At 68.5% G+C, this 11,807-nt stretch carries 7 protein-coding genes and 1 pseudogene; 3 read left to right on the top strand and 5 right to left on the bottom strand.

Annotated features, from left to right (window positions below):
* Positions 1-99: 99 nt before the first annotated feature.
* The 3 genes from FNH08_RS02710 to FNH08_RS02700 form a co-directional block, all read right to left on the bottom strand.
* Positions 100-1,152, bottom strand: a complete 1,053-nt coding sequence (locus FNH08_RS02710; RefSeq protein WP_152769601.1) for an ABC transporter permease — start codon at positions 1,150-1,152, stop codon at positions 100-102.
* The gene (locus FNH08_RS02705) at positions 1,145-2,710 is read right to left on the bottom strand and encodes a sugar ABC transporter ATP-binding protein (RefSeq protein WP_152769600.1); all 1,566 of its coding nucleotides are present in this window, start codon (positions 2,708-2,710) and stop codon (positions 1,145-1,147) included. The genes FNH08_RS02710 and FNH08_RS02705 overlap by 8 nt, the downstream gene beginning before the upstream one ends.
* A gap of 94 nt (positions 2,711-2,804) precedes the next feature.
* Positions 2,805-3,875, bottom strand: coding sequence for a sugar ABC transporter substrate-binding protein (locus FNH08_RS02700; protein ID WP_152769599.1), 1,071 nt, complete (start codon positions 3,873-3,875; stop codon positions 2,805-2,807).
* Between the two features lie 696 nt (positions 3,876-4,571).
* On the opposite strand from FNH08_RS02700, the gene FNH08_RS02695 reads away from it, so the two are divergent.
* On the top strand, positions 4,572-6,803 hold the full coding sequence (locus FNH08_RS02695) for an alpha-L-fucosidase (protein WP_152769598.1): 2,232 nt from the start codon (positions 4,572-4,574) through the stop codon (positions 6,801-6,803).
* Positions 6,804-6,947: 144 nt separating this feature from the next.
* On the top strand, positions 6,948-8,120 hold the full coding sequence (locus FNH08_RS02690; RefSeq protein WP_322723542.1) for a LacI family DNA-binding transcriptional regulator: 1,173 nt from the start codon (positions 6,948-6,950) through the stop codon (positions 8,118-8,120).
* 49 nt (positions 8,121-8,169) lie between these two features.
* Here FNH08_RS02690 and FNH08_RS53870 read toward each other — a convergent pair whose 3' ends face one another.
* Together FNH08_RS53870 and FNH08_RS02685 are read right to left on the bottom strand one after the other, a co-directional pair.
* On the bottom strand, positions 8,170-9,624 hold the full coding sequence (locus FNH08_RS53870) for a glycosyl hydrolase family 95 catalytic domain-containing protein (protein ID WP_407704322.1): 1,455 nt from the start codon (positions 9,622-9,624) through the stop codon (positions 8,170-8,172).
* 146 nt (positions 9,625-9,770) lie between these two features.
* Positions 9,771-10,430: pseudogene (locus FNH08_RS02685) on the bottom strand (glycoside hydrolase N-terminal domain-containing protein); the annotation flags it as partial.
* A gap of 226 nt (positions 10,431-10,656) precedes the next feature.
* Here FNH08_RS02685 and FNH08_RS02680 point away from each other — a divergent pair.
* Positions 10,657-11,703, top strand: coding sequence for a LacI family DNA-binding transcriptional regulator (locus FNH08_RS02680; protein WP_322723541.1), 1,047 nt, complete (start codon positions 10,657-10,659; stop codon positions 11,701-11,703).
* Positions 11,704-11,807: the final 104 nt, after the last annotated feature.

Below are 11,807 nucleotides of genomic sequence, written 5' to 3'. Positions count from 1 at the left end.
CGGTGCGTGTGGTGCCGTTTGGCGCACACGCGGTTCAGATGATCACGTGTCTGTGCATGAAGGGGCGTCGACTCGTGCCCGGTCTTGGACTGTCCGGGCTCACTCCTGGACCTTGCCGCCGGTGATGCGCGAGATGGTCAGCGCGACCAGGATGATCAGACCATTGAGGGCGCCGATCCACTGCGCGGGGACGCCCGCGAGGGTGAGCACGTTCTGGATCATGAAGAGCAACAGGATGCCGGTGAAGGCGCCGAACATGGTGCCCTTGCCGCCGTTGAGGCTGATGCCGCCGATGACCGCGGCGGCGAAGACGGTGAAGATGTATCCGTTGCCCTGTGCCGAGGCGACAGAAGCCAGCCGGCCGGACAGCAGGAGTCCGGCGAGAGCGGCGAGCAGGCTGCCTGTGACGATGACGATCCACAGCACCCGGTCCGTGCGGATGCCGGCGGCCTTGGCGGCGTCGACGTTGCCGCCGATGGCGTACAACGAGCGGCCGAAGCTGGTCCAGCCGAGGACCACGACGGCGACGGCGAACAGGATCAGGCAGATCCAGATGGACGCGGGTACGCCGGCCCATTCCGCGGTGCCCGGGTAGAGCATCGACTGCGGCAGCTGGAAGAACGTCTGGCCGCCGGAGATGCCGGTGAGGATGCCGCGCAGCACGATGAGCATGCCGAGGGTGACGATGAAGCCGTTGAGGCCGAACCGGATGATGAGCAGGGCGTTGAGGACTCCGACGAGTACGCCCACCAGGAGTGTGACCGGGACTGCCCAGGCGCCGGGAAGCAGACCGAGTCCGTGACCCGTGCCGGCCGGGACCACGAGCCAGGCCGCCACACCGGGTGCGAGGCCCATGGTGGACTCCAGCGACAGGTCCATCTTCTTGACGATCAGGACCATCGTCTGGGCGAGCACGAGCAGGGCGATCTCGGACATGGTCTGCAGGACGTTGATGAGGTTGTCCGCCTGCAGGAAGATCGGGTTGACGATCTGGCCGACGACCGCGATGACCACGATCGCCGGGACGAGGGCGAGGTCGCGCAGCCGCGCCAGCGGTATCCGGCCGCCCAGCAGTGCGGGCCGCTTGGCGGTCGGCGCGGTGGCATCGGGTGCGGGGGCGTCCGACGTGTCCGCGAGGACGGTTTCAGACATCGAGGTCCACTCCTTCCATCGCGGCCACCAGGTCGTGGTCGTGCCAGCCGCGGGCGATTTCGGTTGTCACGCGGCCCTGGAACATCACCAGGATCCGGTCGCACATGCGCAGGTCGTCGAGTTCGTCGGAGGCGATGAGCACTCCGGTGCCGGTCTCCGCGGTCTCCTCGACCTTGCCGAGGAGAAACTCCTTGGAGCGCACGTCCACGCCCGCGGTCGGGTTGATCAGGACCAGCAGCCGGGGGTCGTCGGCCAGCGCGCGAGCCATGACGACCTTCTGCTGGTTGCCGCCGGACAGCCCGGAGACGGGCAGCTCGGGACCCGGTGTCTTGATCGCCAGGTTCTCGATCATGCCGTCGGCGAGCCGGTCCCGGCGGCGCCCGCTGATGAATCCGTGCCGGCCGAGTCGGCGCGGTACGGACAGCGTGGCGTTGTCCGCGATCGACATGTCCGGTACGAACCCCTGATGGTGCCGGTCCTGCGGGACGAAGCCCGCGCCGGCGGCGAGGGCGCCGGGCACGCTGCCCGGACGGGGCCGCTTCCCGGCGATCTCCACCTCACCCTGGTCGGCGGCTCGCAGCCCGACGACGGTCTCGGCCAGTTCGGTGCGCCCGCTGCCCGCGGCCCCGGCGAGGCCGACGATCTCTCCGGCGCCCACCTGGAAGGTCACATCCCTGTAGGCGCCGTCGCTGCTCAAGGACCGGACACTCAGCGCTGCCCGGACGTTGGAGTCGAGCGAGCTGACCCGCTGCTCACGCAGGGCTGCGGCGGCCTCGCCGGTCATGGCGGCGACGAGCTCCGTGCGGGGGAGATCCGCGACCGGGGCGGTCACGATGTGCCGGGCGTCCCGGAACACCGTCACCGTGTCGCAGATCTCGTAGACCTCCTGGAGGTGGTGGCTGATGAACAGGAAGGTCACGCCCTGCTGTTGCAGATCCCGGATGCGGTCGAAGAGACGGTTGATCGCCGCGCCGTCGAGCTGGGCGGTCGGCTCGTCGAGGATGATGAAGCGGGCCCCGAAGGACAGCGCCCGGGCGATCTCGACGAACTGCCGCTGTTCCACGGTGAGATCGCCGGCGAGGGTCTGCGGGTCGACGTTCACCGACCAGGTCGACAGCAGGTCCTGAGCACGGTGGCGCACGCCCTGCCAGCTGATCAGACGGGTGGGTGTGCGGTCGTGGCGGTTCAGGAAGAGGTTCTCCGCCACGGTCAGCGTGGGAATGATCGTCGACTTCTGGTAGACGCAGGCCACGCTCTGCCGCCAGGCGTCCCGGTCGGTCAGCCGCGGCGCGGGACGGCCGCCGAAGGTCACTGTCCCCGCGTCCGGGGCCTGCAGTCCGGTCAGGACGGACACCAGGGTCGACTTGCCGGCTCCGTTGCGGCCGACGAGCGCGTGCGTCTCCCCGGGCCGTACCGTGATCCGGGCGCCGTTCAGGGCCACCGTCGGACCGAATCGTTTGACAATGCCCGTCGCCTCGACGACGGGCGGGCCTGAAGGCACCCGCCCGTCATCCGCCGGGGCGGGCGCGGAGCTCAACTCTCGCTCCCCGTCGGTCATCTCAACCGCCTTGCGTTAGTTGTTGGTTGGGGTTCACGGCGTTTCTCTGGTCAGGGTTCCGGCCACACTCCGGGCCAGCGGGTCTGACGCTGGGTCATCCGAGGTGGTTGCCCCAGAGGGACTTGTCGTCGCTCTTGAGGCTGGGAACCCCGCCGTAGGTGCCGCCGTCCACCGTCACCAGCGGGGCGGAGAGCTGGTCCTCCAGCAGGCCGTCGCGGACCTGGACGATGGTGCTGTCGTGGTCGGTCTTGCCGGGCTTGAACGTCTTCCCGTCGATCGCGGCCTTGAGGTAGTAGAGCGCGTACTTCGCGTAGAGGTCGGCCGGCTGGGAGACCGTGGCGTCAATCTTGCCCGCGGCGATGTTCTTGAGCTCCTCGGGGATGCCGTCGTTGGAGACCACGAACACGTGCTTCTTGTTCTCCGGCCCGACCAACAGGCCCTTCTGCTTGAGCACTTGGAGCGTGCCGGACAGGGCGAAGCTGGACTGCATGTAGACGCCCTTGATGTCCGGGTGGGCGGTCAGGTCGGTCTGGAGCTTCTGTGCGGCGACGGCACCGTCCCAGTTGGTGGCCTCACCGAAGACCTTGATCTTGGGGTAGTTGGCCTTCATACACTCGTTGAACGCCTCGGTGCGGTCACGGCCGTTGATGGAGTCCAGACCGCCCTGCAGCATGACGACCTTGCCCTTGCCGTCGAGCTTGGTGCCGAGGAACTGGCAGGCTTTCTCGCCGTACGCGCGGTTGTCGGCGCGTACGACCATGTAGACCTTGCCGGTGTCGGGGCGGGTGTCCACGGTGACGACCGGGATCTTCTTCGCCTCCATCTGCGCCAGGGTGGGCGCGATGGCCGCGGTGTCCTGCGGGGCCATGGCAACGCCCTTGACGCCCTGGCTGATGAACGTCTGCGCGTTGGCCGTCAGCTTGGCGACGTCGTTCTGCGAGTTGGTGGTCTTCAGGTCCAGGCCCAGCTGCTTGGCGGACTGGGGGGTGTACTTGATGTACGAGTTCCAGAAGTCGGTGTCGGAGCGCGGGTAGTCGACGCCGACCAACGGCTTGTCGCTCGCCGCGGAGGTGGTGCTGGAGCCGGAGCTCCCGCCGCAGGCACTGACCAGCGCCAGTGCCGAGAGGGCGGAGACGGCGGAGCAGAGGGCGGTTCTGAGTCTCATCGGTGGTTTCCTCGCGCTGATCCGGTGGGCGACGGGCGATGGGTGTGTCGCTGGTGCGACGTCGACGTAACGCCTCATCGATTGATGGGATGTATGTATAGGTGCCAGTCGGGAGCCTGTCTAGTCTCCTGGGCGTATCGACATGAAAGTGCTGCTCATTCGAGGTTGGCTTGCCTGAGTGGCGATGGCTCCAGAGAAATTCATCCCATCAATGATGCGGATTCGTGAGGCGTCGACGACTCGCGCTTGGGTAGTGCTCGTCTGGGTGTCGCCGTGGGGTCAGGTTCCGCACTGCGCGATGGGAGTGCCGAAGACATGCCATGTTTAGGCATGAACAAACGGGACTGTTTCATCGCATAGCGGTCAAAGCCTCTCGCCGAGAGGTGCTTTTCATCCCTGTAGCCCTGTTGACATCAGGGGCTCACATGGTCGAACTTCGTCCGTAACATTCGGCGCTCGAGACCCGCGATAGCCGCGCCACCCGCGTCTTCTCGTCTTTCCAGCGGCGCCACGCTCTCCCGCTACGGGAGGAGACCGTCGCACCCTGCCCGAGCAACCACCGCGGCGGTGTTTCCGTGGTCCCTGACTCGGCGCCGGGGACCGCAGAGCGTCCGGCAGCCGTGCGCGTTATGGCGCTGATCTTGAATCATCAACATTCTGCCTTCGCAAGACACAGCGGTGATGGAGGTTCCTGCCATGTCGAGACCAATCAACAGACGCACGTTGCTCGCCTGCGCCACAGGCGTCGCGGCTGCCGCGGTGGTGGGCGGTGTGGCCGGTGCCGGCACTGCTTACGCAGCCCCGAGCACGTACACCCCCTCGTGGGATTCGGTCGACCAGCACCCGGCGGCCCCCGAGTGGTTCAAGGACGCCAAGTTCGGCATCTACTTCCACTGGGGCGTGTTCAGCGTGCCCGCGTACGACACCGAGTGGTACCCGCGCCACATGTACCTGAACAACAGCGTGGCGAACAAGCACCACATCGCCACGTACGGGGCCCCGTCCGCGTGGCCGTACCACAACTTCATCAACGGAGCGAACGACCTGGCGGGGAACCACACGGAGTTCGCGCCGAAGCTCAAGTCGGCCGGCGGGGCCTTCGACCCCGACGAGTGGGCGCAGCTGTTCGTGGACGCCGGCGCGAAGTTCGCCGGGCCGGTCGCCGAACACCACGACGGCTACTCCATGTGGGACAGCCAGGTCAACGAGTGGAACTCCGTCGACAAGGGCCCGAACCTGGACCTGCTGCACCTGTTCACCGACGCCATCCGCGCCAAGAACATGAAGCTGCTGGTGGCGATGCACCACGCGTACAACTTCACCGGCTACTTCGAGTACGCGCCGGCGCAGTCGGACGCGAGCCTCAAGAAGCTCTACGGGCAGCTGAGCTCGGGGCAGGAGAACCAGCTCTGGTACGACAAGCTCAAGGAGGTCGTCGACCGGGCCAAGCCGGACATCCTGTGGCAGGACTTCAGGCTGGACCATGTCGACGAGTCGCAACGGCTGAACTTCCTGTCGTACTACTACAACCAGGCCAACGCCTGGGGCAAGGACGTAGTCACCACGTACAAGGACGGCTTCGATCCCAAAGGTGCGGTCTTCGACTACGAGCGGGGCGGCCCGGCAGACCTCACCGCGCCCTACTGGCTGACCGACGAAAGCATCTCCAGCTCCAGCTGGTGCTACACCGAAGGCATCGGTTACTACAGCGTCAAGCAGATGCTGCACTCGCTGATCGACCGGATCAGCAAGAACGGCAACGTGCTGCTCAACATCGCGCCGAAGGCCGACGGCTCCATACCCCAGGCCCAGCGTGACATCCTGCTGGGTATCGGCGACTACCTGGGGCGCTTCGGCGAGTCGATCTACTCGACCAGGGCCTGGACCGCCTACGGCGAGGGTCCGACGAAGATGGGCGGTGCCACCTTCTCCCAACCGACGACCGGCACCGCGCAGGACATCCGCTACACACGCAACAAGGCGAACAACGTCCTGTACGCCACGGTCCTGGGCTGGCCCGGCAGCTCCCTGGAAATCAAGACGCTCAGCACCAGCCGCATCAACCTGGGCTCGCTGACCTCGGTGAAGCTGCTCGACTCGACGGCCGGCACCTACATCAGCCTTCCGACCCCGACGCAGAACGCGTCCGGGCTGCAGGTGAGCCTGCCGTCGTCGGCGCCCTTCTCCGCCCACGCGTACGTCCTGAAGCTCAGCTTCTCCGGCGAGATACCCAGCCTGCGGCCGCTTGCCGGCGCCGTGGTCTTCAACGACGTCAACTACTCCGGCGGCGCCGCCGTGCTCGCCCTCGGCAGCTACACCGCCGACGAGCTGACCCTCGCCGGGATCTCCCCGCTCAGCCTCTCCTCCCTGCGGGTGGCTCCGGGCCACCAGGTCACCGGCTACTCCGGGGACAACTTCAGCGGCACCTCGTGGACGTTCACCGCCGACAACCCGGACCTCAGGGTCACCGGCAACAACGACCAGATCACCTCGCTGAAAGTGACGCTCAACCCGTCCGCTTGGTTGAGGATCACCAACGTCACCAACGGCCTGGCCCTGGACAGCGGGGGCAACGTCGCCGGCGGTTCCAACCTCAAGCAGTGGACCTGGGACGGCAGCAACAACCTGCAGTGGCACGCGGTCGACCTCGGCAACGACTACTACAAGCTGGAGAACCGCACCAACGGCATGGTCGCCGACGGCTGGGGCGCCACCAGCAATGGCGCTGCGTGCAGGCAACTGGAGTGGAACGGCCACACCAACCAGCAGTGGAAGATCACGCACCGTGGTGATGGCAGGTACTCCCTCACCAACCGCACCACGGGCATGGCCCTGGACGGCGGCGGCAACGTCCCCTCCGGCTCCGTCGCCAAGCAGTGGAGCTTCAACAGCAGCACCAACCTGCTGTGGACGTTCACCGCGCTCTGACCGATCCCGGTGCGGGCGGGCCCGGCGTCGCCCGTGGTCCGCGTCTTGTTCGCGCGCCGCTGTCCCGCTAATTTGCAGCGGGATCGCGGCGAGCGACACGGTGTGCATGGGCGCATCGGTGTCGACGAGGAGAACAGGCAACTGGTGACAGCTCAAGGCAAGGCACACCGGGACGCGTCGTACGGTCTGCTGACGGCCATCGCCGGTGAGGCCGGGGTGTCGCTCAGCACCGTCTCCAAGGTGGTGCACCGTCGCCGTGACGTCGGCGCGGCGACCCGGGCCCGGGTCGAGGAGTTGCTCAGCAGGTACGGGTACGTGCGCCCGGGAGAGCGGGATCCCGCGATGCCGCAGCAGATCGTCGCGGTGTTCCGGGACCTGTCCGGTCCCTACACACTGGAGGTCGTCCGCGGGATCGTGGCGGCGGCGGACGAGCTCGGCATCGACGTGGTGACGGGAACGACCGGCCACCGCTCGATCTCGCAGTGGCTTCAGGAGAGCGTGGCGCTCGGCGCGGCCGGGCTGATCATCGTGATCTCGATGCTGTCCGAGGAGGACCAGCGCCGCATCGTCGAGCAGCGGCTGCCGGTGGTACTGATCGATCCGCTCAGCGCGCCGAGCCACGACATCCCGAGCATCGGGGTGACGAACTGGAGCGGGGCCAGGGACGCAGTACAGCACCTGGTGGCGCTCGGGCACACCAGGATCGGCATGGCCGCGGGCCGTGCGCATTCACTGGCCGGGGCGGCGCGGCTGCACGGCTACCGAGCCGCTCTTGAGGAGGCGGGGATCGCCTACGACCCGGCGATCGTGCGCTCGACCGACTTCGATTTCGAGGAGGGGCTGATCGCCAGTCTGCAGATTCTGGGCGCCGAGAATCCCCCCACAGCCGTCTTCGCGGCCAGCGACGCACAGGCGCTCGGCGTGCTGGAAGCCGCCCGTCAGCACGGGCTCAGTGTTCCCGGGGACCTGGCGGTCATGTCCTTCGACGACACGCTCGTGGCGGCCATGGCCTGCCCGCCGCTGAGCGCGGTGCGCCAGCCTTTCGAAGAACTGGGTCACGAGGCCACGCGGGTACTGCTGCATCTGGCCGAGGGACGACCGCCGGCCTCCCCTCGAATCGAGCTGGCGACGGAACTGGTGCTGCGCACCTCCACGTCGGTGCCCCGCGGCGCCCACACAGCGCCAGGGCACGGCGCCTCCGACCCGCAGGGCAAGGACGTGCGGACAGACTCGTACGTCGAGCCGCGCGACATGGGCGGTGACAAGGTCCTCGGCGTATCGGGCGGCTCCACCACCAACGGCGTCCAGGTCCGCTGACCGCACAGGTGCAGGAAGGGGCGGGCCGCAGACGCCCGGCCCTTCGGTGTCAGACGAGTGGGACGGTCACCGTGACGGGGCTGCCCGGCACAACACGTGCGGTGTGTCGCTGGGCGGCGCCGCGCCGGCACAGCACGACGACCTCCCGCTCGCGTGTGGAGGTGAGCACGACCCGCGCGAGGCCCTGTTCCACGTCCCAGGTCAGTTCGTCGACACGTACACCGGCGCGGGTGGCGATGCCGTGCAGGCTGCCGGACCGCCACTCCGCAGGCAGGGCGGGCAGGAGTTCCACGACGCCGGGCCGGGAGTCGAGGAGCATCTCCGCGACCACGGTCGGGAGACTGTGGGCGGCGTCCGCGTTGTAGATCTCCAGGTCGGGGTTGTGCGAGGTCATCAGTGACCGGAAGACCATGTTCCGCCCGAGGATCTTGAGGACGTTCGCCTTCGCCGTCTCGCCGTCCTTCAGGCGCGCGGCGACGAGGGCCCGGTGCAGGCTGCCGTGCGCGGACATGTTCTCGTCGCCACGCCGCAGGAGCGCCTCGCGAGCGGCGGCGGCCAGGTCGGGGGTGTCGTCGGGGGTGATGTCGTGCAGGGGCCACACCGGGTAGAGGTGGCTGATGTGCCGGTGGTCGTCGGCGGTCTCCAGCCCGGGCCACGCCCACTCCGCGAGTGCTCCCCGGTCGTCGACGCGATACGGCGGCAGCCGCTCGGCCAGCGCGCGCCAACGGTCGACGGCTGCCTGCTCGATGCCGAGGTGGGCGCAGACGTCCGCTGCGGTGGTGAGCGCGTGCCGGGCCGCGGCGACTTCCATGGTGGCGTTCACCCCGGCCACGCCCCGGACGTCCTTCGGGCCCACTTCCGGGGAGTAGGACGGGACGAGAACGACGTGGCCTTCGGCGTCCTCGCGGGTGAGGAAGTCCTCGAAGAAGACGGCGGCCTCGACGAGCCACGGGGCGAGCGTGTCGCCGAGGAAATCGTCGTCGCCGGTCGCCTGCCAGTACTCGTACAGCGGGAACAGCAGCCAGTCCGCGCCCGCCGACCACATCGTCCAGGGCCACTCGTCGTCGAGGTGGAACAGCAGCCCGTGCTCGCCGTCAGTTCGGCTGGGGGCGAGAATGCCCCGGGCGCCGTAGATGCTCAGGGCGTTGATGCGCCAGTCCTCGATCTGCCCGCCGATCAAGGCGGTGTACGGGGCGATCAGTTCGGGCATGCCGGTGAGGACCGCCCCGGCCATCTGCAGATTGATGTTGGCGTCCGTGGTGTAGTCGCCGGACCAGGCGGCGCCCCATTCCCCCAGCCACAGCCCGGTCAGCCGGGGCGGGAGTACCCCGCTGGAGCTGAGCAGCAGGTAGCGGCCGGAGTGGAACAGCGCCTCGACCAGCGCGCCGTCCAGCGCCTTGGGGTCGGCACGGGCGAGCAGCTCGGCCACGGGGAGGTGCCGGTCGCTGTCGGGCATGCCCAGGTCGAGTTCGGCGCGGCCGTAGAGCTCGCCGTACGGGCGCACGGCGAGCGAGTAACTCCTCGTAGTCGGCGGGCAGTTCGGCGAGGCGCGCGCAGCCCCTCGAGGTCCGCGGGAGTCGACGACCGGTCCATCCGGGTCAGCAGCACCACGCGCCTCGCTCCCTCCACACGGGCCGCGTCCCCATCCACCGTGAGCCGGCCGCCGGTGACGACGAGCCGGGTCACCCCGGCGAACCCCGCCGCACCAGGGCCGAACGGATACGCTCCCACGGCGGCGAGGTACGCCTCATCGTTCCCGGCGGCCTCGGCGGACGTCGAGAAGGTCACCTCGGGTGGGCGGCCGGGCAACTCGCCGGAGAGCCGTACGGCCAGGTCGACCCGCGGACCAGCGATCTCGACGACCGCCACGGCATCGATGCGCGAAACGAACGCACCACGAACCGATTGCCGCTCTCCGTCGGACCAGGCGACCCGCACTTCGCCGGTGGTGAAGTCCGTGATCCGGCGGTAGCGCTCAGCGGGGCCTTCGACCGGAGCGTCCAGGTGGAGGACGTGCCCGGGGTGGAAGGGCTGGGTCCAGGCCATCGACCTGCCGTCGGAGAACATGCGCTGGGCTTGCTCCCGCTCGCCGGCGAGGATCAGGTCGCGGACGTGCTCGAGACGGTCGGCGACAGCCGGCGGACGCATCCCGAGGGACTCGTTGGGGAGCACGCAGCGGTGATGGTTGTGGATGATCCGTTCCCGGTGGGGATGCCCGAACACCATGATCCCGTACTCGCCGTTGCCGGAGAGGAAGGCGTCCTCCCAGCGGTCGGCGGGTTGAGTGTCGTGGATGCAGTGCACCGGCATTCCCGGCCTCCAGAGAAGCGACGTGCCCGAGCGGCTCGAACAGGGTGCAGGGAGCCTACAAGAGGTGACCGCTTCGGCCACGAAAGACTTTCGTGGGTCGAAAGTCGCTGCGTATCCGCAGGTCCCCGCAGTGTCTGGCGTCCTTCGTCGATCGGTGCCACCCACCCGGCGTGTACTTTCACTCCGCGCATGATCAGGGAACGCCGAGCGGGAGGTTCACGCCGAAGTGACCGGCACAGCCAGGTCGGACCGGAGCGCCCAGTACGGGCTTCTCACCTGGATAGCGGGCGAGGCCGGCGTCTCGCTCGCGACCGTATCGAAGGTCGTCCACCGGCGACGCGACGTGTCCGAGGCGACGCGGGCCCGGATCGAGGCGCTGCTGGCCGAGCGCGGCTACGTCCGGCCCTGGGAGAGCGAAGCGCGCCGACCGCGGCAGATCCTGGCCGTGTTCCGGGACCTGGCCGGCCCGTACACCTTGGAAGTGGTCCGCGGCATCGTGGAGTCGGCGTCCGAGCTGAACGTCCACACGACCCTGGGCACTACCGGCCGGCGCTCGATCTCCCAGTGGCTGGGGGAGTCCGTGGCGCTCGGCGCCTCGGGCGTGGTCATCGTCATCTCCACTCTCGCCGAGCAGGACCAGCACCGGATCCTGGACCAGCGGCTGCCGGTGGTGCTCGTCGATCCCCTGAACGCGCCGTTGCCGGACATCCCGAGCATCGGAGTGACGAACTGGCACGGCGCGACGACCGCCGTCCAGCACCTGATCGACCTCGGGCACCGCCGGATCGGCATGCTGGCCGGCCGGTCGCACTCGCTGGCCGGGTCCGCGCGTCTGCACGGCTATCGCGCCGCCCTGGCGGAGGCCGGGATCCCGTACGACCCGGGTCTCGTCCGGGCGACGGACTTCGACTACGGCGAGGCCCTGCGCGCCGCCCGTGGTGTCCTGGACCGGCACGAGCGGCCGACGGCTCTCTTCGCCGCGAGTGACGCCCAGGCGCTCGGTGCCCTGGAGGCCGCCCGGCAGCTGGGCATCACCGTACCGCGTGAGCTGTCGGTGATGTCGTTCGACGACACTTTGGTGGCCGCCATGGCCTCACCGCCACTGAGCGCCGTACGACAACCGTTCCGGGAGCTCGGTCAGGAGGCCACGCGCGTTCTGCTGCAGCTGGCCGATGGAAAGCCTCCCGCGACGACGCGCAGGGAACTCGCGACGGAACTGGTCGTGCGCCTGTCGACAGCTCCGCCCGAAGCCGAGGAGCACGGGCGCATGTGACCCCGGTTCCGCAAGCCCTCGCATCGCGAAAGTCTTTCGGAACTGATGCCCCTCCGATATTGCAGCGGCCGAATTGCGCCGCTTAGCGTGACCGTCGCCAGCTC

This window comes from Streptomyces spongiae (assembly GCF_009377185.1).
Classification (GTDB): domain Bacteria; phylum Actinomycetota; class Actinomycetes; order Streptomycetales; family Streptomycetaceae; genus Streptomyces; species Streptomyces spongiae.
Note: the sequence above shows the minus strand (reverse complement) of the source record. Positions and strands in the feature narration are given on the sequence as shown.